Origin of the sequence: Streptomyces sp. NPDC058985, from assembly GCF_042740985.1 — a bacterium.
GTDB lineage: Bacteria > Actinomycetota > Actinomycetes > Streptomycetales > Streptomycetaceae > Streptomyces.
In genome coordinates, this window is the sequence record NZ_JBHYJX010000008.1 from 103,873 (window position 1) to 125,640 (window position 21,768).

23 protein-coding genes and 2 pseudogenes are annotated in these 21,768 nt (G+C 72.9%); 14 read left to right on the plus strand and 11 right to left on the minus strand.

Features of this window, described 5'->3' with window-relative positions; translation table 11 throughout:
- The first annotated feature begins 67 nt into the window (after positions 1–67).
- Positions 68–622, plus strand: a complete 555-nt coding sequence (locus ACFW01_RS09795) for a DUF5134 domain-containing protein (protein ID WP_384502806.1) — start codon at positions 68–70, stop codon at positions 620–622.
- 148 nt (positions 623–770) lie between these two features.
- On the plus strand, positions 771–1,706 hold the full coding sequence (locus ACFW01_RS09800; RefSeq protein ID WP_384502808.1) for a M56 family metallopeptidase: 936 nt from the start codon (positions 771–773) through the stop codon (positions 1,704–1,706).
- A gap of 44 nt (positions 1,707–1,750) precedes the next feature.
- Here ACFW01_RS09800 and ACFW01_RS09805 read toward each other — a convergent pair whose 3' ends face one another.
- Both ACFW01_RS09805 and ACFW01_RS09810 read right to left on the minus strand, forming a co-directional pair.
- Positions 1,751–2,593: a cytochrome c oxidase assembly protein gene (locus ACFW01_RS09805; RefSeq protein ID WP_234957401.1), complete on the minus strand. Its 843-nt coding sequence runs from the start codon at positions 2,591–2,593 to the stop codon at positions 1,751–1,753.
- Positions 2,593–3,156 carry a DUF2243 domain-containing protein gene (locus ACFW01_RS09810; protein WP_234957402.1) on the minus strand — a complete coding sequence of 188 codons (564 nt, stop codon included), beginning with the start codon at positions 3,154–3,156 and terminating at the stop codon, positions 2,593–2,595. Before ACFW01_RS09810 ends, ACFW01_RS09805 begins: the two co-directional genes overlap by 1 nt.
- Positions 3,157–3,398: 242 nt before the next feature.
- On the opposite strand from ACFW01_RS09810, the gene ACFW01_RS09815 reads away from it, so the two are divergent.
- From ACFW01_RS09815 to ACFW01_RS09830, 4 genes are all read left to right on the plus strand, one after another.
- Complete coding sequence (locus ACFW01_RS09815; RefSeq protein WP_234957403.1) at positions 3,399–3,539, plus strand: hypothetical protein; 141 nt, start codon at positions 3,399–3,401, stop codon at positions 3,537–3,539.
- 333 nt (positions 3,540–3,872) lie between these two features.
- Positions 3,873–4,544, plus strand: a complete 672-nt coding sequence (locus ACFW01_RS09820) for a phosphatase PAP2 family protein (RefSeq protein ID WP_234957404.1) — start codon at positions 3,873–3,875, stop codon at positions 4,542–4,544.
- A gap of 40 nt (positions 4,545–4,584) precedes the next feature.
- The gene (locus ACFW01_RS09825) at positions 4,585–5,292 is read left to right on the plus strand and encodes an HAD family hydrolase (RefSeq protein ID WP_234957405.1); all 708 of its coding nucleotides are present in this window, start codon (positions 4,585–4,587) and stop codon (positions 5,290–5,292) included.
- A gap of 147 nt (positions 5,293–5,439) precedes the next feature.
- A complete protein-coding gene (locus ACFW01_RS09830) occupies positions 5,440–6,123 on the plus strand; it encodes a TetR/AcrR family transcriptional regulator (RefSeq protein WP_234957406.1) in 684 nt (227 codons plus the stop codon).
- On the opposite strand, the gene ACFW01_RS09835 is transcribed toward ACFW01_RS09830, so the two are convergent.
- On the minus strand, positions 6,111–7,613 hold the full coding sequence (locus ACFW01_RS09835; protein ID WP_384502812.1) for an LVIVD repeat-containing protein: 1,503 nt from the start codon (positions 7,611–7,613) through the stop codon (positions 6,111–6,113). The two genes, ACFW01_RS09830 and ACFW01_RS09835, sit on opposite strands and share 13 nt — an antisense overlap.
- Before the next feature lie 208 nt (positions 7,614–7,821).
- Between ACFW01_RS09835 and ACFW01_RS09840 the strand changes: the two genes are divergently transcribed.
- Positions 7,822–8,475 carry a DUF305 domain-containing protein gene (locus tag ACFW01_RS09840; protein WP_234957641.1) on the plus strand — a complete coding sequence of 218 codons (654 nt, stop codon included), beginning with the start codon at positions 7,822–7,824 and terminating at the stop codon, positions 8,473–8,475.
- Between the two features lie 105 nt (positions 8,476–8,580).
- Here the strand turns inward: ACFW01_RS09840 and ACFW01_RS09845 are convergent, their stop codons facing one another.
- Both ACFW01_RS09845 and ACFW01_RS09850 read right to left on the minus strand, forming a co-directional pair.
- The gene (locus ACFW01_RS09845) at positions 8,581–9,036 is read right to left on the minus strand and encodes a DUF6214 family protein (RefSeq protein ID WP_234957408.1); all 456 of its coding nucleotides are present in this window, start codon (positions 9,034–9,036) and stop codon (positions 8,581–8,583) included.
- Positions 9,037–9,151: 115 nt separating this feature from the next.
- Positions 9,152–9,514: a helix-turn-helix transcriptional regulator gene (locus ACFW01_RS09850; protein ID WP_234957409.1), complete on the minus strand. Its 363-nt coding sequence runs from the start codon at positions 9,512–9,514 to the stop codon at positions 9,152–9,154.
- 124 nt (positions 9,515–9,638) lie between these two features.
- Between ACFW01_RS09850 and ACFW01_RS09855 the strand changes: the two genes are divergently transcribed.
- Both ACFW01_RS09855 and ACFW01_RS09860 read left to right on the plus strand, forming a co-directional pair.
- Positions 9,639–10,718, plus strand: coding sequence for an NADH:flavin oxidoreductase/NADH oxidase (locus tag ACFW01_RS09855; RefSeq protein WP_234957410.1), 1,080 nt, complete (start codon positions 9,639–9,641; stop codon positions 10,716–10,718).
- A gap of 197 nt (positions 10,719–10,915) precedes the next feature.
- Entirely contained in the window at positions 10,916–11,719 is an 804-nt protein-coding gene (locus ACFW01_RS09860) for a pectate lyase (RefSeq protein WP_234957411.1), read from the plus strand.
- Positions 11,720–11,723: 4 nt separating this feature from the next.
- Here the strand turns inward: ACFW01_RS09860 and ACFW01_RS09865 are convergent, their stop codons facing one another.
- Positions 11,724–12,476, minus strand: a complete 753-nt coding sequence (locus ACFW01_RS09865) for a PaaX family transcriptional regulator C-terminal domain-containing protein (protein ID WP_234957642.1) — start codon at positions 12,474–12,476, stop codon at positions 11,724–11,726.
- A gap of 102 nt (positions 12,477–12,578) precedes the next feature.
- Here ACFW01_RS09865 and ACFW01_RS09870 point away from each other — a divergent pair, with 102 nt between their 5' ends.
- Together ACFW01_RS09870 and ACFW01_RS09875 are read left to right on the plus strand one after the other, a co-directional pair.
- Complete coding sequence (locus tag ACFW01_RS09870; protein ID WP_234957412.1) at positions 12,579–14,285, plus strand: DNA alkylation response protein; 1,707 nt, start codon at positions 12,579–12,581, stop codon at positions 14,283–14,285.
- 125 nt (positions 14,286–14,410) lie between these two features.
- Positions 14,411–15,565, plus strand: a complete 1,155-nt coding sequence (locus ACFW01_RS09875; RefSeq protein WP_234957413.1) for a sialidase family protein — start codon at positions 14,411–14,413, stop codon at positions 15,563–15,565.
- Positions 15,566–15,820: 255 nt separating this feature from the next.
- Here the strand turns inward: ACFW01_RS09875 and ACFW01_RS09880 are convergent, their stop codons facing one another.
- The 4 genes and pseudogenes from ACFW01_RS09880 to ACFW01_RS09895 form a co-directional block, all read right to left on the minus strand.
- Positions 15,821–15,949, minus strand: a complete 129-nt coding sequence (locus ACFW01_RS09880) for a hypothetical protein (protein ID WP_384502816.1) — start codon at positions 15,947–15,949, stop codon at positions 15,821–15,823.
- 145 nt (positions 15,950–16,094) lie between these two features.
- Positions 16,095–16,253: pseudogene (locus ACFW01_RS09885) on the minus strand (glyceraldehyde 3-phosphate dehydrogenase NAD-binding domain-containing protein); the annotation flags it as partial.
- 36 nt (positions 16,254–16,289) lie between these two features.
- Positions 16,290–17,123 (minus strand): MFS transporter, encoded by an 834-nt coding sequence (locus ACFW01_RS09890; RefSeq protein ID WP_234957414.1) that lies wholly within the window; start codon positions 17,121–17,123, stop codon positions 16,290–16,292.
- A gap of 235 nt (positions 17,124–17,358) precedes the next feature.
- Positions 17,359–18,036 (minus strand): uracil-DNA glycosylase, encoded by a 678-nt coding sequence (locus tag ACFW01_RS09895; protein ID WP_234957415.1) that lies wholly within the window; start codon positions 18,034–18,036, stop codon positions 17,359–17,361.
- A 194-nt stretch (positions 18,037–18,230) separates the two neighbouring features.
- Between ACFW01_RS09895 and ACFW01_RS09900 the strand changes: the two are divergent.
- The 3 genes and pseudogenes from ACFW01_RS09900 to ACFW01_RS09910 form a co-directional block, all read left to right on the plus strand.
- Positions 18,231–18,503, plus strand: a pseudogene (locus ACFW01_RS09900) (uracil-DNA glycosylase); the annotation flags it as partial.
- The gene (locus ACFW01_RS09905; RefSeq protein WP_234957416.1) at positions 18,500–19,483 is read left to right on the plus strand and encodes a BadF/BadG/BcrA/BcrD ATPase family protein; all 984 of its coding nucleotides are present in this window, start codon (positions 18,500–18,502) and stop codon (positions 19,481–19,483) included. The pseudogene ACFW01_RS09900 and the gene ACFW01_RS09905, both read left to right, overlap by 4 nt.
- A gap of 135 nt (positions 19,484–19,618) precedes the next feature.
- Positions 19,619–20,542, plus strand: a complete 924-nt coding sequence (locus ACFW01_RS09910) for a sirohydrochlorin chelatase (protein WP_384502818.1) — start codon at positions 19,619–19,621, stop codon at positions 20,540–20,542.
- 159 nt (positions 20,543–20,701) lie between these two features.
- On the opposite strand, the gene ACFW01_RS09915 is transcribed toward ACFW01_RS09910, so the two are convergent.
- On the minus strand, positions 20,702–21,736 hold the full coding sequence (locus ACFW01_RS09915; protein ID WP_234957418.1) for a lactonase family protein: 1,035 nt from the start codon (positions 21,734–21,736) through the stop codon (positions 20,702–20,704).
- Positions 21,737–21,768 lie beyond the last annotated feature (32 nt).

Here is a 21,768-nt window from a genome sequence, read left to right on the forward strand (position 1 = left end):
TCGCGTGCGCGCCGCATGGCCGGGGCAGGCCTTGACCGACCGTGGACCGCCGAACGGGGAGGTGCGTGTGCACGGACCGGTGTCGCCGGGATGGCTGCTGGTCGCGCTGTGCGCGACGACCGGCGCGTACTGCCTGCTGCGGATGCGCAGCCACGACGGGGAACAGCGCCGGGCCGCGGGCGGCGAGGCGCTGATGGGGTTCGGCATGGCCGCCATGGCCGTGCCCGCGGCGGCGTTCACCCCACCGGCGTGGGCCTGGGCCGGATACGTGATGGTGTTCGGCGCCGCCGGCCTGCGCGCCCTGTGGGCGGCGGCGCGGTACGGGGGCCACCATCTGCACCACCTCGTCGGAGCCGCGGCCATGGTCTACATGGCGGTGGTGATGGCCGGTTCACCCGCCCACGCCCACGGACACGGCGTGTCGGGCCCGCCCGCGGCGACGGGTGCGCTGCTGCTCTACTTCACCGGATACGTCCTGCTGTCCGGCGTACGCCTGCTGCCGGTCGTCGCCGTCGCCGGAGGCGGCCGTCCGACGGCCGGGTGGGGGGACCGGCCGGAGCTGGCCCGGGCCTGCCGCCTCTCCATGGGCATCGCGATGCTGGCCATGCTGGCGGCCATGTGACCCGGCGGTGCGCCGGGGCCGTGTGACGCGGCCCTGCGACCGCGTCGTCGGCCGGCCGTGCCCGGTGTGCGACGCGCGCAATCGTTGCCTGCGTCACTTTGCGTCTCGGCCCGTACTGCGGGCGGCGCCGCGCTCATAGGCTGCCCCCATGATTCTCCCCGCGGCACTGCTGCTGCTCGGCGCCCTGACGGCCGTGCTCGCCCCGAGGCTGCTCGCCCGGGCCGACTGGCCGGACCGCGAACCGGTGGTCGCCCTGTGGGTGTGGCAGTGCGTGGTGGCGGCCGTGCTGGTGTGCTGCGCGCTGTCGATGACGTTCAGCGCGGCGGCGGCCTGGCACGCGGTGGGCGGGCCCGTCTTCGCGACGGCGCCGGGCCCGGTGGTCGAGGCCTACGCGCTCGGCACGTCCGGCCTCTGGGCGGACACGACCGCCCTCACCCTGGCCTGTGCCGGATTGTGGAGCGCCACGATGCTCGTCAGGGAGGTCGTACGGGCCCGGTCCCGGCGTCGCGTGCGCCGTGCGGAACTCCTGCACCGCGCCCCGCTGTTGCCCGGCGAGGTGCCAGGACCGGACCGGCTCGTCGTCCTGGAGGGCGAGCGGCCGGACGCCTGGTGGCTGCCCGGCGCTCCCCCGCAACTGGTCGTCACCACGGCCGCGCTGAGCCGCCTCAAGGGCCGTCAGCTGGACGCGGTCCTCGCCCACGAGAAGGGGCACGCGCAGGCGCGGCACGACTGGCTGCTGCACTGCTCGGCCGCGCTGGCGGACGGGTTCCCGCAGGTTCCGGTCTTCGCCGCGTTCCGCGACGAGATGCACCGTCTGGTCGAACTCGCCGCGGACGACGTGGCGTCCCGCCGCTTCGGCCGCCTGACAACCGCGCTGGCGCTGGTCGAACTCAACGAGGACCGCGGCGTGTTCGGTCCGTGCCCGACCCCGCAGGCCCAGGTCCCGCAGCGGGTGCACCGGTTGCTCACCCCGCCCGACCGGCTCACGACGGCCCGGCGGCTGCGGCTGACTGCGGCGGCCGCGCTGGTGCCGGCGGTACCGGTACTCGTGGCGTTCGCACCGGGGCTGCGGGCGCTTGGGTAGGGACGGGGACGATTCCTCGGTCCGCGTCACACGGTGCGGCGTGCTCAGGCGGGTGCCGTCACGTCCCGGGTGGTGGCGGGCTCGCGGGTGGCCGAGCGCCGGGGTTCGGGGCGCCAGGTGGCGACCAGGGCGGCGGCCAGGAGCAGTTCGGCGATGTCGCCGCCGTAGTACATGATCTCGGCGCCCGCCCTGACCTGGGGGATGGGGGCGTGGATGTCGACCCAGAGACCGCCGTACATCAGCTGGGAGACGACCGCGTGGCCCGCGATGGCGACGCCGAGGTAGACCAGTCGGGCGCGCACTGTCGGCCGGGAGGGGGCGGGGTCGGGGCCGGCGATGACGTAGGCGAACAGGCATCCGGACAGCAGGAAATGCGCGTGCAGCAGCCAGTGGGCCGCCGGATTGCCCATGGTCGCGTTGTAGAGGGGGGTGAAGTAGAGAACCGCGAGGCTCCCGGTGGACAGGGCCAGTGCGACGGCGGGATGGGCGATCACGCGGGCGGGCGCGCTGTGGAGCGTGGCGGTCAGCTGCCGACCACGGGCTGCGGGCAGGTTGCGCAGCAGGAGAGTGACCGGGGCGGCCAGGACGAGCGCGAGGGGCGCGTACATGCCGATGAGCATGTGCTGGACCATGTGGCCGCGGAAGTCCTCGTGCGCAAAGGACACCACGGGCGGCAGCAGCGCTGCGCCGAGCAGGACGGCGCCGCCCAGGAAGCAGCCGGTCCGCCACCGGCTCCAGCCCAGGACCGGATTGCGGTGGCGCGCCCGGCGGACGAGCAGCAAGTACGTGCAGACAGCGGCCAGCAGCACAAGCGCGGGCAGCAGCCACTCCAGGGCGCTGCCGAGGCTGCCGCCCGCCTCGTGGCCGCGATCGGGGACGTGGTGCATCAGGCGTGCCGACCCTCATGCGGCCCGGTGGGGGCGGCCGGGTCGAAGGGCCGGCCGGAGCGCTGGAGCAGGTAGCCGCCCGCGACCAGCAGAGCACCCAGGACGAGGAATCCGATGTCCCACCAGACCTGGCCGTCTCCGGCGTAGACGTGGTGGATGCCGAGGATGTGGTGGTCCAGGACGCCCTCGACCAGGTTGAACAGGCCCCAGCCGACAAGCATCCACCCCCACAGCACCCGGGAGGTCCACACCCGCAGGCGGTTGTGCGTGACCCGCGCGTACAGGACGGCGAGACCGAGGAGGACCGCCAGCCAGCACACGGTGTGAAAGATGCCGTCCCACAGGGTGTTCATCTCCAGGCCGGAAACGGTGTGGGGGTTGTAGTACTTCACCCCGATGTGGTCCTCGTTGGTGCTGGAGAGCATGTGGTGCCACTGCAGGAGCTGGTGGAGCAGGATGCCGTCGACGAAGCCGCCCATCCCCACCCCGAGCACGATGCCCGGCAACTGGATACTCGCCGGCTGTGCCGTGCCGGCCCGGACTCCGCCCGTCGTGGTGGCCATCGCTCGTCTCCACTCTTGGTTGCCGGGGTCTGCTGAGGATGCCTCAGCCGCAGGTTTCCCCTCCCTGCCGCACTCACGCCGCGCGTTCCCGCCATCCGGCCCAATCTCGGACGCGTCCCGGGATCACGCCACGGCCTCACCGTCGGGAGCACGCAAGGGCCGCAGCCTGCCGGGCAGGTCGGGGAGCCGGAAGGAGTACCGGCCTGATCCATGGAGGCCATGACCGGGAGACGATGCCTCACGTGGATGACGCGTTCACACTCCTGTCGGACATCGGTATCCGCGCTGAGGGAGAGCGGAACCTGCGCATCGCGACGTTGTGGGTGCAGTGCACGGAAGGGCTCGGCCCCGGGGAGACCGCCGCCGTTCCGCCGGCCCGCTGAGCCCTGGGAAGTGGCGCCGTCCGAAGGTCGGTGACGTGATCACCATGCATGACAGCAGCCCCGTCGCCGACACGGCCACGGTCATCGAGGTCCTGCCTCCTCGCGCCTGCGCCGCCGCGTGGGATGCCGGGTACAGCGCGGCCGAAGACAGACGGCCCGTCAATCGCTGCCGGGCACGGCGCCGAGCCCGCCCTCTCCAGCGCCCGCCGCTTCCACGCGCGCGAGATCCCCGCCGGCGCCCCGGGATGATCCGAACGACAGCCCTGGCCGGTCCACGGGCCGCTCCACCCCGGGAATTCGCCTCCAGGTCACCTGGTCGGCGAGTATCGCAGCATGCAGACGCCGCCCGTCGACTCCCCGCCCACTCCACCGCGCCCCCGCACGGCTCTCGGCCTCACCTGGACGCTGGCCGTGTGCTCGGTGCTGCTGCTCACGCTGGTGGCGGTCGAGTGGGGGCCGTTGATCCGCCTCGACGACGACATCGCCACCACGACGCACCGCTGGGCCGTGGGCGAACCCGACGTCACGCAGGTCATGCGGGTCCTCACCGACTGGGTGTGGGACACGTGGACGATGCGGCTCCTGTGCGCGGCGGTCGTGCTGTCGCTGTGGTTCCGGCGCGGGGACCGGTGGACGGCCGTCTGGCTGGGGGCCACCTGCCTGCTGGGCAGCCTCCTCCAACAGGTCCTCAAAGCCGCGGTGGACCGTCCCCGCCCGGTCTGGCCCGACCCCGTCGACTCCGCCCACTACGCGGCCTTCCCTTCCGGCCACGCCATGACGGCGACCTTCGTGTGCGGCCTGCTGGTGTGGCTCGTCCACTACTACGGCGCCTCCCCCGCCCTGCGCCGCACCGCCTGGACCGTGGCGGCGATCTCCGTGGCGGGCGTCGGTGTGACCCGGGTATGGCTGGGCGTGCACTGGGCCACGGACGTGGCGGGCGGCTGGCTCCTGGGCGTCCTGGTCACGGCGCTCGCGGTCCTCGTGCACCGGCGCCGGCATCCCTGACTCCGGCACAGGCCGCGGCCCCGCCTCATAGGATCCGCCCATGACCGCCGTGCTGTTCGACTTCTCCGGGACCCTGTTCCGTATCGAATCGTCCGAGGACTGGCTGCGCGCCGTGCTCGACGGTGCCGGGGTGTCCCTGTCGGGTCAGGAGCTGGCCGGGACGGCACGGGCGCTGGAGGCGGCGGGGGCGCTGCCCGGTGGCGCACCGCCGGTGCGGGTGCCGGAGGAGCTGGCCCGGGTGTGGGAGATCCGCGACCAGAGCTCCGAGCTGCACCGGACCGCCTACACCGGGCTGTCCCGGCGGGTGCCGCTGCCGGACCCCGGGCTGCACGACGCGCTGTACGAGCGGCACATGACGCCGGACGCCTGGCGTCCCTACCCCGACGCCGCCGCGGTGCTGGAGACGCTGCGCGGGCAGGGCGTCGCCGTGGGCGTGGTCAGCAACATCGGCTGGGACCTGCGGCCCGTCTTCCGCGCACACGGCCTCGACCGGTACGTGGACACGTACGCCCTGTCCTACGAACGCGGCATCCGCAAGCCCGACCCCCGGCTCTTCGCGCTGGCCTGCGAGGCGCTCGGCGCCGAGCCGGGGCGGACCCTGATGGTGGGCGACGACCGGCGGGCGGACGGCGGCGCCGCGGCCCTCGGCTGCGGAGTGTACTTCGTGGATCATCTGCCGGTGACCGAGCGTCCGGCCGGGCTGCGGCCGGTGCTCGGCCTGGTGCGCCGAACGGGGCCGGTCACGTAGCCCGAGGCAACCAGCGGGGCGGATGCGTCCGTCCCGGACGATCCCCCGTGTCGCCCGGGACGGACATGACCGGACCGGACCTCTGAAGGGCCGGCCCGCCTGCGCCGAGTATAGTTGGCTGGCAGCCAGTCAACGCAGGAGTACAGCATGTCCCCGCGCAGCGCCTCGGTCAATGAAGAGTTGCGGCGGCGTTCGAAGGAGCGGCTTCTGCAGGCCGCCGTGGAGCTGGTGGGCGAGCACGGGTACGAGGCGACCACGCTGGGCGCCATCGCCGACCGCGCGGGCTCGGCACGCGGCCTGGTCTCGTACTACTTCCCCGGCAAACGCCAGCTGGTGCAGTCCGCCGTCCACCGGCTGATGCACCGCACGCTGGAGGAGGCCCTGGAGCGCGAACCCCGCACCGCCGACGGGGCCGAGCGGATGGCGCGGGCCATCGACGCGATCCTGGGCCTCGCCAGGGACCGGCCGGTGCTCATGCGCCAGCACATGGCGGGCCTGCTCCAGGCCGAGGTGGGTTTCGTGCCGTGCCCCGAGCAGCGGAGGCTGGCGGAACTCCTGCGGGACACCGTCGCCCGGCACGGCTCGCGGGACGTCGACCGCGACTACCCGATGCTGCGTGCGCTGCTGATGGGAGCCGTCTTCGCGGCCCTGGTGCCGGGCGTACCGATGCCCGTGCCGGTGCTGCGCGCCGAGTTGTTCAAGCGTTACCGGCTGGAGTGGGAGACGGGTGTCCCGCCGGACACCGAGGCGTCCGGCGGGACGGCGTGCGACGTGGACCTGTCGCGGTTCTTCGCGACCGGCGAGCGCGACGACCAGGCTCAGTCGAAGTAGTCCGGCTGCGTCTGCGTGTTCAGCTCACGCAGGTGAACCCGCTTGGCCGGGTCGGTGCGCCGGTCGTCGAGCTTGAGGACGTCGAAGCCCTTGGCGATGTCGTTCGAGTAGATGTAGCCGTTGTAGTAGTACGCCGACCAGGAACCGCCCGTGGTCGTGCCGTCCGTGGTCAGCGGTCCGCGCTCGAAGTAGGCGATCTCCTTGGGGCGCTTGGAGTCGGTGAAGTCCCAGACGGAGACGCCGCCCTGGTACCAGGCCTGCACCATGATGTCGCGGCCCTTGACCGGGATCAGCGAGCCGTTGTGGGCGACGCAGTTCTCGGTGTCCGCCTGGTGGCGGGGGATCTTGAAGTAGCTGCGGAAGACCAGCTCGCGGTGGTCGCCGCGGCCGACGATGTCGTAGATGCCGTCGGCGCCCCGGTCCGGGCCGATCTCCGCGTTGCAGGTGGCCGCGCCGCCGCCGCCCAGTTCGTCCGTGAAGACGACCTTGTTGGCCTTCTGGTTGAAGGTCGCCGAGTGCCAGAACGCGAAGTTCACGTTGTCCTGGACGCGGTCGATGACCTTCGGGCGCTCGGGGTCCTTGATGGAGAACAGGATGCCGTCACCCATGCAGGCGCCCGCCGCGAGGTCCTCGGAGGGCAGCACGGTGATGTCGTGGCAGCCGGTGGTCTTCGAGACGCCCGGGTTGGTGGGCCCGCCCGGGTTGCCGCCGCCGTCGGGGCCCTCACCGGGGAACAGCACCGGGAAGTCCACGACCGCCACCCGCTCGGGCGCCTTGCGCGGCACCTTGATGACGGAGATCCCGTCGTGCGGCGGCTGGCAGTCGGGGTACGAGGCGTTCGGCGAGTACGAGGAGACGTAGACGTAGACGTTCTTGCGCTCGGGCACCAGCGTGTGGGTGTGCGAGCCGCAGGCGGTCTCGACGGCCGCGACGTACTTCGGGTTCCGCTTGTCGCTGATGTCGAAGACCTTCATGCCCTCCCAGGAGGACTTCTCGGTCGCCGGCTGCGTGGTGCTGTTGCAACTGCTGTCGCTGCGCGAGGAGTCGGTCGACAGGAACAGCAGGTCACCGGAGACGGAGATGTCGTTCTGCGAACCGGGACACAGCACCTGGGCGACGGTCTTCGGCTTCTTCGGGTTCTTGATGTCGAAGATACGGAAGCCGTCGTAGTTGCCGGCGAAGGCGTACCGGCCCTGGAAGGCCAGGTCCGAATTGGTGCCCGGGAGTGCGTCCTTGGGGATGTTCGTCAGGTGCTCGATGTTGTCCGAGTGGACTATCTCGTCCTGGCCGGGGATCTCGCCGCTCCGTATCGCCTCGCGCACCTCGGCGCGCGCGCTCTTCGACACGTCCTTCGACGTGGCCGGGCTGTCCCCGGGGTCTGGGGTCGCCACGGCCGGGCCGGCGGTGAGCAGCGCGGAGAGCAGTCCGGCGGCGACCGCCGCGACTCCCAGGCGTCTGCGCCGCGTTCGCGGGTCGTTCAACAGGGTCACTGTTTCCTCCCTAGGTCCGTTCCCGTCGGAACGGTTCACGCACCACGCAGTATCGTCTTCGCCATGCTCATACCAACAGGGGGCAACAAACACGCAATGAAGTTTTTTGATCAGTGACGCGCGGAAGCGTGCTAGGACGGTCATCGCACCCACAAGGTGTTCCGCATTCCGCCTGCCACAGGAGGTTGTTGTGCCCTTTCGCTCCGCGATGTCCGGCGCGTCGCTCGTCACGGCCTCACTGGCCGCACTGGCCGTGCTCGGCCTGAGCGCCTGCGACTCGGACTCGGACACCGGGCCGGCCGCCGGGGCCGGGCCCTCGGTGATCGCTCCCGGCCGGCCGGGCGAGGACAACCGGACGATGTCCGCCGAGGACGCCGAGAAGCAGCGGGCCGACGACGACTCCCCCAACTCGGCGGACGTCGCCTACGCGCGGATGATGATCCAGCACCACGCCCAGGCACTGAAGATGACCGACCTCGTGCCGAAGCAGGCCGAGTCGGGCCGGATCAAGAAGCTCGCCGAACGGATCTCCGCCGCGCAGGGCCCGGAGATCGAGGCGATGCGGGGCTGGCTGAAGAACCACGGCGAGAAGGAGAAGGACGAGAAGGGGTCGGGCGGCGGGCACGAGCACGCCGGGATGCCCGGCATGGCGACCGAGGCCCAGCTGAAGAAGCTGCGCGCGGCGCGGGGGAAGGCCTTCGACCAGCTCTTCCTCACCCTCATGATCACCCATCACGAGGGCGCGATCACCATGGCCACGGACGTCAAGTCGCAGGGCAACAACGTGCAGGTCGAGGAGATGGCCGACGACGTGGTCGCCCAGCAGACGAGCGAGATCTCGCGGATGCGCGAGATGCTGTGACCCCAGGGGGTGTCGTTCGGATCAGGCCGGCTCCGGGCAACGGCGCCTTGGAATCACCCCGCGACCCCGGCAAGATCCAAACGACACCCCTGGACCGACGGCGGCTCAGCGGCGAGCGCGACGCGGCGCCAGGAACCCCTCGTCACGCGCCTGGCCGATCAGCCTGAGGGACTTGCGCCTGCTGTGCCCGGTCACGCGCATCACCGCGAGGACGGGGTCGGCCCCCTCCTCGCGGGCCTCCCGGTACTCCCGCGCCACGAGCCGGCACTCCTCCCTGCCGCGCGGCCACGCGGGACGGCCCCGGCGCGACGCGGCCGGCAGCGCGCGGGCACGCGCCGGCACGCAGGCCGCGAAGAGCGGAGTCTCCAGCCACTCGGCGAGCACGGCGAGGTCGTCGAGGGACAGGGGCGGCTCGGCCCGCACGCCCTCGACCCGCACCTCCCGGCCGGACAGGACGGCGAGCGCGTCCACCCGGGCGCCGTCGGCGAAATCCAGCCGGACATCGAACCAGGAGGCCGTGGCGCCGCCCTCCCGCACCACCCAGGCGTGCCGCACGGACATCTCACCGTCGTCCGGACAGCGATCGGAAAGCTGAAGAGAACGATCAAAGAAGGATGCTTCGAGCACATACGCAACGTAACCGAATGATCACATTCCATGCGAACGGAACACGCGGTCAGCCGCCGCCAAGGGCGGCGGCCTGGCGGGCGGCCGCGGACAGCAGGGCATCGAGCAACCCCGGGAACAGCGCGTCCAGGTCACCCCTGCGCAGGCCGTTCATCTTGGCCGTGCCGCGATAGGTCTGCCGGACCACCCCGCTCTCGCGCAGCACCCGGAAGTGGTGCGTGGTGGTCGACTTGGTGACCGGCAGGTCGAAGTGCGAGCAGGAGAAGAGCGCGTCGCTGTCGGCGGCGAGATCCCGCACGATCCGCAGCCGCACCGGATCGGAGAGCGCATGCAGCACGCCCTCCAGCCGGATCTCCCCGCGCGTGGGGTGCGGCAGCTCTCGGGCGCCTGTGGCGGTGGCGGCGGGGGTCACGGCGACTCCAGTTCGTCCGGGGAGGCCCCATTGTACGAGGACCACCGTAGTTTGACATCCGCCGTACTACGAGACGTATCGTACGAGCTGTCCTGACCCGCCGCACCCCAGGGAGCAGCCCGCCATGAGCGCCCTCTTCCAGCCTCTGCAACTGCGCGACACCACGATCCCGAACCGGGTCTGGATGCCGCCGATGTGCCAGTACTCCGCCGCACCTCAAGGCCCGCTGGCGGGCGTCCCCGGCGACTGGCACTTCGCGCACTACGGCGCACGCGCGGCCGGCGGCACCGGCCTGATCGTCGTGGAGGCCACCGGCGTGTCGCCCGAGGGCCGCATCTCCCCGCAGGATCTGGGGCTGTGGAACGACACGCAGGTCGAGGCGTTCCGCCGGATCACGGACTTCATGCGCTCCCAGGGCACCGTCCCCGCGGTCCAGCTGGCCCACGCGGGCCGCAAGGCGTCGACCGCGCAGCCCTGGAAGGGCGGCGCCCCGGTGGGGCCGGACGCGCACGGCTGGCAGCCGGTGGCCCCGAGCGCGCTCGCGTTCGACGCACGGCACCCGGTGCCGACCGAGCTGACGGTCCCGCAGATCCAGGAGGTGGTCGGCCGGTTCGCCGACGCCGCACGCCGGGCCCTCGCCGCCGGCTTCGAGATCGTCGAGCTGCACGGCGCCCACGGCTACCTGATCCACGAGTTCCTGTCGCCGCACTCCAACCACCGCACCGACGCCTACGGCGGCTCGTACGAGAACCGCACCAGGTTCGCCCTGGAGGTCGTCGACGCCGTACGGGAGGTGTGGCCGGACGACAAGCCGCTGTTCTTCCGCGTCTCGGCGACGGACTGGCTCGACGAGGGCGGCTGGACGCCGGAGGACACCGTCCGGCTGGCCGGGGATCTCAAGGCACACGGCGTCGACCTCCTCGACATCTCCACCGGCGGCAACGTCCCGCGCGTGCGGATCCCGACCGGGCCCGGCTACCAGGTGCCCTTCGCCGCGCGCGTGAGGGCCGGGGCCACGGTGCCGGTCGCCGCCGTCGGCCTGATCACCGAGGTGGCGCAGGCCGAGAAGATCCTGGCCAACGGTGAGGCCGACGCGGTTCTGCTCGGTCGCGAGCTGCTGCGCAACCCGTCCTGGGCGCAGCACGCGGCGCGGGAGCTGGGCGAGGACGTCCGGATGCCGGACCAGTACGGCTGGGGCATGTGAGGTGGCGTTCCGCGCGAAGCGTTGACCAGAAAGCGCTTACCCTCTACGGTCCGTTCATCAGCATGACCGTTGCGCGCACGGTGGGGCGCCCAGTGCCCCGCTTGCACCCCACCGCGCGTGCATCGCAATCATGTCGACGCACATCGTTCACGTACATGTTCCGTTCCACCCCCACTCCCTATGGAAGGGATCAGAACATGACCGCAGCGACACGCCCCCACACGCAACGGCGTGCGGCCGTAGGCGCGCTGGCCGCACTGAGCCTCTCGTTTGGCATGCTCATGACCTCCGAGGCCACCTCGGCGCACGCCGCGACCTGGCCCACCCCCAACGGCAGCGAAGGCGTCTCCTCCACCATCTCGGTGTCCGGCACCAAGGACTACGGGATGAAGCGCCTGTACGGCACCGGCGACCTCGGCTCCGGCGGCCAGGACGAGGACCAGGGCCCGATCCTGGAACTGGCACCCGGCGCGGTCCTCAAGAACGTGATCATCGGCGCCCCCGCCGCGGACGGCATCCACTGCGAGGGCAGCTGCACACTGCAGAACGTCTGGTGGGAGGACGTCGGCGAGGACGCGGCGACCTTCCGGGGCTCCTCGTCGTCGAACGTCTACACCGTCTCCGGCGGCGGCGCCAAGGAAGCCAGTGACAAGGTCTTCCAGTTCAACGGCGCCGGCACCCTGAACGTCTCCGACTTCGCCGTGAAGAACTTCGGCACCTTCATCCGCTCCTGCGGCAACTGCTCGTCGCAGTACAAGCGGACGATCAACCTCAACACCATCGAGGTGAACTGGAAGGGCGGCCGGATCGCCGGCATCAACACCAACTACGGCGACAGCGCGACCCTGCGCAACATCACCATCGTCGGGGACAGCAGCAAGAAGATCGTCCCGTGCCAGAAGTACATCGGCAACGACGACGGCGACGAGCCGGACTCCAACGGCTCGGGCCCCGACGGCACGTACTGCAGGTACGCGTCCTCCGACATCACCTACAAGTGACGCGTCAGGTCCGGGTGCCGCCCGCCCGGACCTGCCCGGACTGCTCCCGCTGATACTCCGTGTAGGCGTCCCTCAGGGCCGCCCCCGGCCAGTCGGACGGGAGCAGTTCCGCGGGCAGCACCGGGTCGGCGAGCAGATGGCGCACGACGGCCGCGAAGGCGGTGAGACGGTCGGCCGGCCGCCGGTCCCGGCCGACCCGCGCGAGCAGGTCCCGGGCCGTGCGGGACCAGGTGTCCAGCGGCCACAGCCGCGCGGCCAGTTCGGCGGCCGGGCGCTCGGGGCGTGAGACGAGGCGCTCGGCGACGCCGTCGAGAGCGGCGGGCAGCGGGCGGCGCAGGTTGGCGGGGCGCAGCCAGACGCCCTCCCGGAGTTCGGCGAGGCGCAGGGCGGTCAACCGGGTGCGCAGCTCGGCGCGTTCGGCCGGACCGCGGCCCGTCGCGGTGATCACGAGCATCTCCCAGTCGCCGTCCCACGCGCGCGTGCGCGGGCGCAGGGCCTCGTCCTGGCGCCGCTGGCGTTCCACCAGCCGCTCACTGAGCCGGTACCCGGTGTCCGTGCGCCTCAGGTCCCCGGCGGCGGCCATCCGGCTGAGCGCGGCGCGCACCGTGGACCCGCCGACGTCGAACCCCTCCACGAGCCGCACCAGCTCCCGGACCGGCAGTTCGGGGGGATGCGTGCCGAGCAGCAGGCTCAGCACCACCGACCGCGCGGACAGCGGGCGCAGCGGCGGCTCGCCGGAGGCCTCGGAACCGTTCATCCGCGCGGGCACGCGTCGTCCGTCCACATGAGCACGTACTGTACGTGCGCCCGAGGTGTTGCACTATTGCTGCGGCCGTAGCGACGATGCAACACTCGGGTCATGACGACACTCGCGCAGGAGCCGGACGAGCGGTACGAGGAGTCCGCGGGCAACCCGGAGGGGTACGCCACGCACGACGTCACCAACCAGCCCCCTCCCCTGGCCCCCTACGACGCCTCGGACGACACGGCGCTGCTGGAAGGTCTGCGGCGGGAGGGCGCCGGGTGGGCCGAGGAAGGGCTGCGCCGGCTCGGGCGGCGGGCCGGCAGCGCGGAGGCGCAGGACTGGGGCGACCTGGCCAACCGCCACGAACCCGTACTGCGCACCCACGACCGGTACGGCAACCGGGTCGACGAGGTGGAATACCACCCGAGCTGGCACCGCCTGCTGCGGGTGGCGGTCGGGGAGGGCCTGGCGGGCGCGCCCTGGGCGGACGACCGGCCGGGCGCCCATGTGGCGCGCACTGCGGGCGGTCTGGTGTGGGGCCACACGGAGGCGGGACACGGGTGCCCGACGTCGATGACCTACGCGGCCGTCCCGGCGCTGCGCACCACCCCGGAGCTGGCCGAGGTCTACGAGCCGCTGCTGACCGGCCGGGAGTACGAGCCGGGGCTGCGGACGCCCACGGAGAAGCGCGGCCTGCTGGCCGGGATGGGCATGACCGAGAAGCAGGGCGGCTCGGACGTCCGCACGAACACCACGACGGCCACCCCGACCGCCGAGCCCGGCGTGTACACGCTGCGCGGGCACAAGTGGTTCACGTCGGCGCCGATGTGCGACGTGTTCCTGGTGCTGGCCCAGGTGGCGCCCGGCAGGGGGCAGGGGGGACTGTCCTGCTTCCTGGTGCCTCGCGTGCTGCCGGACGGCACCCGCAACGCCTTCCGCATCCAGCGGCTGAAGGACAAGCTCGGCAACCGGTCCAACGCCTCGTCCGAGCCCGAGTTCGACGGCACCGTCGCCTGGCTGGTCGGACCCGAGGGGCAGGGCGTCAAGACGATCATCGAGATGGTCAACTGCACCCGGCTGGACTGCGTGATGTCCTCGGCGACGCTGATGCGCAAGACGCTGGTCGAGGCCGGCCACCACGCACGGCACCGCAGCGCGTTCGGCGCCCGGCTCCTCGACCAGCCCTTGATGCGCAACGTGCTGGCCGACCTGGCACTGGAGTCCGAGGCCGCGACGGCGCTCACCCTGCGGCTGGCCGGGGCGGCGGACCGGGCGGTGCGCGGGGACACCGCCGAGGCGGCCTTCCGGCGGATCGCCACCGCCGTCGGCAAGTACTGGGTGACCAAGCGGGGACCCGCGTTCACCGCGGAGGCCCTGGAGTGCCTCGGCGGCAACGGCTACGTGGAGGAGTCGGGCATGCCCCGCCACTACCGCGAGGCCCCGCTGCTGTCGATCTGGGAGGGCTCGGGGAACGTCAACGCCCTCGACGTCCTGCGCGCGCTGGGCCGCTCCCCCGCCACCGCGCACGCCCTCTTCGCGGAACTCGCCCTCGCACGCGGGGCGGACGCCCGGCTGGACGCCGCCGTGGCCCGGCTGGAGAGGGGGCTGACCGAGGCGTCCGAGACCGGTGCCCGCCGGCTGGTGGAGCTGATGGCCCTCACCCTCCAGGGCTCCCTCCTGGTCCGGCACGCGCCGCCCGCCGTCGCCGACGCCTTCTGCGCGACGCGGCTCGGCGGCGACTGGGGGCACGCCTTCGGCACCCTGCCGTCCACGGCCGGCCTCGGCTCCATCCTGGCGCGGGCGCTGCCGACGGCGGACTGAGCGGGCGGGGTCTGAGCGGGCGGGGTCGGGTTCCGGCCCCGCGCCCGCCCCCCTCCCCCGGCTCCGCGAGCATGCCGCATCACCGCGATGAGCTGCGACGACGCCGACTCCAGAGGTGACTGTCAGTGGCTGGGTGCAGACTGGCCCGTGTCCGAGACAAAGGCGTCGACGAGGACGCCGCGGAGGTGATCGGCATGACCGAGGTACTGCTCGCCGTGGGCACCCGCAAGGGCCTGTTCATCGGGCGCCGGCGGGGTGGCACCTGGGAGTTCGACGAGAGCCCGTATTTCAACGCCCAGGCCGTCTACTCGGTCGCCCTCGACATCCGCGGCGACACGCCGCGCCTGCTGGCGGGCGGCGACAGCGCGCACTGGGGCCCGTCGGTCTTCCACTCCGACGACCTGGGCCGCACCTGGACCGAACCGAGCGCTCCGGCCGTCAAGTTCCCCAAGGACACCGGCGCCTCACTGGAGCGGGTGTGGCAGCTGCACCCGTCCGCCGCCGAGCCGGACGTGGTCTACGCGGGCACGGAACCGGCCGCGCTGTACCGCTCGGAGGACCGCGGCGAGAGCTTCGAGCTGGTCCGGCCCCTGTGGGAGCACCCCACGCGGTCCCAGTGGGTGCCGGGCGGCGGCGGGGAGGGGCTGCACACCGTCCTCACCGACCGGCGGGACCCCGGCTCGGTGACGGTCGCCGTGTCGACCGCGGGCGTGTTCCGCACCACCGACGGCGGCGCGACCTGGGCGCCGTCCAACTCCGGTGTCTCCGCGGTCTTCCTGCCGGACCCCGACCCGGAGTTCGGCCAGTGCGTGCACAAGGTCGCGCGGGACGCGGCCGACCCGGACCGCCTGTACCTGCAGAACCACTGGGGGGTGTACCGCAGCGACGACGCGGGCACCCACTGGACGGACATCGGCGAGGGGCTGCCGTCCACGTTCGGGTTCGCCGTGGCCGCCCACCCGCACCGCGGCGACACGGCGTACGTCTTCCCGATCAACGCCGACGCCGACCGGGTGCCCGCGGACCACCGGTGCCGGGTCTTCCGCACCGCGGACGCGGGCAAGAGCTGGGAGCCGCTGTCGGCGGGCCTGCCCCGGGAGGACCACTACGGCACGGTGCTGCGCGACGCGCTGTGCACGGACGACGCGGACCGCGCGGGCGTGTACTTCGGCAATCGCAACGGCGAGGTGTTCGCGTCGGCCGACGACGGCGACAGCTGGCGGCAGTTGGCCTCCCACCTGCCGGACGTCCTGTGCGTGCGGGCCGCGGTCCTGGCGTGAACCGGGCGGGAGAACCGGCCTTGGCCACCGCTTGATCGGCGTCACCCGTACGGCAGTAGGGTGACGCCCGTGGCACCACGACCCTTGAACGAAATCGTCGAAGCGGGCTGGGCGAAGACGCTGGACCCCGTCGCCGGGCGGATCACCTCGATGGGTGACTTCCTGCGCGCTCCCGGGACGCCTCGCGCGCACGGTCTCCGAAGGACGCCGCGACCCCGTCTGGCCCACAGCGCACCGCACGGCGACCGAGCCTGATCAGTCCGACCGGCGCACGGCCTCGGCGGCCCCTTCCGGGGCCGTCAGGCCGACGATCACAACCGGGGTGTCCGCGGTGTGGGCGTCGGTGTCATGGCCGGGTTCGGGCCAGGGCAGTCTGCCGGTCACGGCGTGGCCCGCCTTCTCGTCACGGCCGTCGTCGTGCGCGCCTGTCAGGCGTGCGTGTAGCCGCCGGTGCTGCCCGCCGAGCCGCGTGTTCGGGCGGAGCGCGCCGTCCACAAGCGCACCGGGCGCTCGCCCGTCCCCAACGGGCGCGCGCCCGCGTCGAGGTGGGCCGCAGCGGGCTGGCCAGGAGATCGGGGTCCGTCAGGTCGTTGACGGCGACGATCTCGACGTCCCAGCGGGTGAGCGCCACTCGGGTGACCGTCCGTCCGATGCGGCCGCATCCGTTGATGGCGATGCGAGTTGCCATGGTGCCGGTACTCTCCGGTACTCCTCGTGCAGAAAATCAGGCGACGGTGCGCGCCTGTGCGTTCCGCCAGGAGGACAGGGCGAGCAGCGCTGCGGCGAAGAAGGCCGCCGAGGCGATGAGCGCCGAGATGTGCAGGCCGGAGACCAGGTCCCGGCCGGCGATGAGGGAGACGAAGAGGGCGACGCCGAGCGAGTTGCCGATCTGGCGCGCCACGTTGAACACCGCCGACGCCACACCCGCGTTCTCGGTGGGGGCGGCCTGCACGATGGCGGCCGTGGCCGCCGGGACCGTGCTCGGGGTGGCGAGGCCGGTCGCGACGAGGGCGGGCAGCAGCATCCAGTACGGGGTGTCGGGACCGGCGAACAGCCAGCCGACGAACCCGGCGGCACCGAGCAGCAGGGCCCCGGTCATCGGGACGTATGGGCCGTAGCGGGCGGTCAGGCGACCGGAGAGCGGCGCGGCCACGACGGCCATGCACACCGTCGGCAGCAGGGCCAGACCGGCGCCCAGTGCGTCGTAGCCGCGCTCGTTCTGCAGGTAGAGCGTGGACAGGTAGAGCATGCCGTAGTAGCCGAGGTTGAGCAGGACACCCACCGCGGCAGTGGAGGCGAAGCCGGGTGACCGGAAGAGCGACAGGGGCAGCAGCGGCGGCTTCTCCGCGATCCCCCGTGCTTCCGTGCGTCGCTCGACCACGACGAAGAGGGCGAGCGCGACCACACCGAGAGTGCCGGCGCCCAGCACCACCGGCGAGTCCCAGCCCTGGGTGCCGGCCTCGTTGAGCATGCCGGCCAGCGCCAGTACGGCGACGATGCCCAGGACCTGGCCGAGCGGGTCCAGCCCGCGTGGTGGGGTGCGGGACGCCTTCGCCATCGAGATCGCCGACTGAGTCCGGCGCTGCCGGGTCAGCCCGCCTCGCGGGACACCGTGGGCTCTCCGTCGAGCACGGAACATCAGAGGGCGAGCAGGCTGCCCTCCAGCAGTTCGAGCGCGGTGGCCTCGAACCGCAGGCCACCGGTGCTGAGCGGGCCCCGGCTGGGCGGGGACCGGGGTCCCGGTACCGTCCGGGGCGGTGATCAGCGAGAGGGGAGGCCGGACACACGAGGCCCTACGGAAGTCGCCAATCCACCGGCTGGGCACCCTGCCCGACCAGCAGGTCGTTGGCCCTGCTGAACGGGCGGGAGCCGAAGAACCCACGGTCCGCCGACATCGGCGACGGGTGCGCCGACTCGATCGCAGGCAGATCCCCCAGCAGCGGCCGCAGGTTTCGGGCATCCCGGCCCCACAGGATGGAGACCATTGGCTTGCCGCGTGCCGCCAGGGCGCGTATCGCCTGCTCGGTGACCTCCTCCCAGCCCTTGCCGCGGTGGGCCGCCGGACTGCGCGGGGCCGTCGTCAACGCCCTGTTGAGCAGCATCACACCTTGCCGCGTCCATGGCGTCAGATCGCCGTTCGACGGCCTCGGCAGCCCGAGGTCGGAGTGCATCTCCCGGAAGATGTTCTCGAGACTCCCCGGCAAGGAACGCACCTCCGGCGCCACCGCGAAGCTCAACCCGATCGCCATACCCGGCGTGGGGTAGGGGTCCTGACCGACAATCAGGACACGAACATCATCGAAGGGTTGTTGAAAAGCCCGCAGGACATTCGCCCCGGCCGGAAGGTACGTGCGCCCCGCCGCGATCTCGGCCCGCAGGAAATCCCCCATCGCCGCGATGCGTTCGGCCACCGGCTCAAGGGCCTTCGCCCAGCCTGCTTCAACAAGTTCATGCAAAGGTCGTGGTGCCACGCCGCGTCACTCTACTGGCCCACACCGCCGCCCCGCATACACAGGCGAGCCCCCGCACACGGGCCGTCCCGCAGGCGCTACCCTTCCTCCTCGTCGAGACCTGCGAGTCGGTCGAGCAGCTCACGCAGCCGGTCATCGGGAAGGAGAGGAGCTTGTTCCGTCCAGTGCTCAAGCCACTCCGCCACGTTCATCATCCCTCCAACGGCGACCTGACCCCGTGGACCCGGCAGGGCGTGCTGCTGCACAACAGGACGCTCACCACCGCCCCGCAGAAGCCCGTCTCCATCCTGTGGGGCCGCGACGCCCGCAACCTGCGGCCGCTGCTCGGCGACCTGCCGGCCCTGGAGTCCGCGCACCCGTCCCCGATGTCGGCCGACCGCGGGTTCTTCGGCTCCCGCCCGTTCAGCAGGGCCAACGACCTGCTGGTGCGGCTGGGGGGCCGGCCGGTCGACTGGCGGCTGCCGTGAGCGGCGGCTTCCTGGCCGTGGACTCCGGCGGCTCGGGTCTGCGCGTGGTCGTGGGCACCGCCGGTACCGACGGACGCGGCCCGCTCGGTCACCGCGCGTCGCGGGAGCCCGTGCGCACCGGGCCCCGTGGCATCGAGCCGGAGCACCTGATGGCCCAACTGCTGCCCATGGTGCGGGCGTTGACCGCCGAGACCCTGGTGGACCGGTTCGGCACCGTCGTCGTCGGGGCCGCGGGTCTTGCCACCCTGGGCGACGCCCTGCGCGCCGAACTGCCGGGCGCGCTCGCGCGGGAGCTGGGAGCGCGGAAGGTCGCGCTGGTCGCCGACGCGGTGACCGCCTACGTCGGCGCCCTCGGCCCCCGGCCCGGAGCGGTGGTGGCCGCCGGGACCGGTCTGATCGCGACGGGCACCGACCTGGCCCGCTGGCACCGGGCGGACGGCTGGGGGCACCTGCTGGGCGACTGCGGGGGCGGCGCGTGGATCGGACGGGCCGGTCTGGAGGCCGCGCTGCGCGCCCACGACGGGCGGGAGGGCGGCTCGGCGCCGCTGCTGGCCCGGGCCCGGGAGCGCTTCGGCCCGGCGGCGGGCATCCCCGGGCAGCTGTATCCGCGGACCGACCGCCCCGCCGTCCTCGCCTCCTTCGCGCCCGAGGTGGCCGCCTGCGCGCCCGGCGACCCCGTGGCCGCCGGGATCCTGCGCGCCGCGGCACGGCACATGGCCGACTCGGCCGCCGCGGTCTGCCCCCGCGACGGCGAGCCCCGCCTCGCGGTCACCGGCGGCCTGCTGAAGCTGGGCGACCCGCTCGTCGTACCGCTGGAGGAGGAGCTGGCGAAGCGGCTGCCGCAGGCACGGCGGACGGCCGCGGACGGCGATCCCCTGGACGGCTCGGTCCGCATCGCCACCGACCTGGCGACCGGGACGCTCACCCTTCCGGGCGATGACGCGATGCTGTGGGTGACGACCGTGACGGAAGGCCGATAACCGGTCCGCCGGAGAGGTGAATCGTGCCGATGTCGGCCGATCCGTACATCACTCATCAGACAAAACAGGACGGATACCGCTCACCTGCACCCTCCCCGAACAGGGAAACCCCGGAAACCAGTAACATGCGGCGCCATGAGCTCCCCCACTGGGCCCGCGTCCGGCCTGCCAGTACGAATGCCGCGCCCCCGCCAGCCGGGACGGCACCGCCGCCCCGAACCCCTGGTGGCTCCCGAGGGCGCGCCCGCGCTTGTCCTCGCGGTCCCGGGCACGCCCAGTAGCGCCACCCGGGGCCTCGCCGACGAGGTCATCAGCATCGCCCGCTCCGAGCTCCCCGGCCTCGACGCCCGGATCGGACACCTCGAAGGGGACGACGCCGAGTTCCCCTCGCTGTCGGCCGTGCTCGTGAGCGCCGCCGAGGAGCGCACCGCCCGCTTCGAGCAGGCGCGCGCCGCCGGCCTGGAGGTGAAGGAGCCCGACGGCCCCGTCGCCGTCGTCGTGCCGCTGCTCGCGGGCCCGGACAACGCGCTGCTCCGCCGGATCCGGCAGGCCGTCATGGACAGCAGGGTCGCGGCCGAGCTGACCGACGTGCTCGGCCCGCACCCGCTGCTGGCCGAGGCCCTGCATGTGCGGCTCTCCGAGGCCGGGCTGGCCCGCGCCGACCGCGCCCGGCTGTTCACCGTGGCGACCGCCGCGGACGGCATCATCCTGGCCTCCGTGGGCGGTGACGAGGCGGTCCAGGCGGCCGGGATCACCGGCATGCTGCTCGCCGCGCGCCTCGCCGTGCCGGTGATCGCCGCCGCGCTGGACGAGGAGGGCTCGATCGCGTCCGTGGCCGAGCAGCTGCGCTCCTCGGGCTCCCAGCAGCTGGCGCTCGCGCCCTACCTGATCGGCCCCGAGATCGAGGCGTCCGTACTGGAGGAGGCCGCCAAGGAGGCGGGCTGTTCCACCGCCGAGCCGCTCGGCCCGTACCCGGCGATCGGCAAGCTGGCGCTGGCCAAGTACACGACGGCGCTCGGCATCTCGCCGCAGCAGCCGCAGGGCACGCCGGTCCGCTGACGCGCGGACGCCTGCGCGAACGCGGTCGCGGGCGGCACGAGACACGGCGACACGGCAGCTCAGGGCAGCCGAAGGGCCCGCTCCGGTACGGGAGCGGGCCCTTTGTCGTGCCGTGCGCGAAGAGGGCCCTCGACGGTCGGCCGTGGCCCCCGGGCGACGTCAGCCGAAGACCACGCAGGACGCCGCAGGCACCGCCAGTGAGCCGGCCCGGCGGGGCACGCCCGTGTCCGGGTCGAGGGCGAACCAGGTCACGTCCCCGGAGCGCTCGTTGGCCGCGTACAGGAAGCCGTCGGACTCGGCGATCTCCCGGGGCCAGTGCCCGCCGCAGGGCACGGTCGCGGTCAGGCGCAGTCCGTCCGTCTCCACGGCGAGGACGGACAGGACGTCCTCGCCGCGGGTGGCGGTCCACACGAAGCGGCCGTCGGGCGAGACCACGACGCCGGACGGGTAGGCGTCCCCGGCCGGCGCCCCGGGCAGCACCGGCACCTCGGTGAGCGGCTGGAGGACGCCCTCGGCCGCGTCCCAGCGGCAGACGGTGACGGTGGGCGCCAGTTCGTTGAGTACGTAGGCGTGGCTGCCGTCCGGGTGGAAGGCCAGGTGGCGCGGGCCCGAGCCGGGGCGCAGCGCGGTCTCCCGGTGCACGGCCGGGGCGCCGTCCGTCAGGGTGCAGACGCGGACCGAGTCGGTGCCCAGGTCCACGCTGACCGCCCACCGCCCGCTCGGGTCGGGCCGCACCTGGTGCGCGTGCGGCGTCTGCTGCCGCTGGGCATGGGGGCCGGAACCGGTGTGCCGCAGGACGCCGGAGGCGGACCGGGCGAGGCTGCCGTCGGAGCGGACCGGCACGGCGGAGACGGTGCCCGAGCCGTAGTTGGCGGTGAGCACGTGGCCGTCGTACAGGCTGAGGTGGGTCGGTCCGTCGCCGCCCACGGGCACCGGGCGCCCGGCGGGCTCGGGCTTGTCCCCGTGCACGCGGTAGGCGGCCACCGCGCCCTCGGCCGTCTCGCTGACGGCGTAGAGCGTGGCTCCGTCGGGGGCCAGGGCGAGGTAGGACGGGTCGGGCAGCCGGTCCGTGCCGCTCACGACGGTGAGCGCGCCGCTGTCGAGGTCGACGTCCGCCGTCAGGATGCCGGGACCGCCGGCCGCCGTGAACGACCCGATGTACGCCCGCCGCTGCCGCCTGCCACCGTCCGCCACCGCTGCCCCTCTCGTCCTGCGTCACTCGTCGC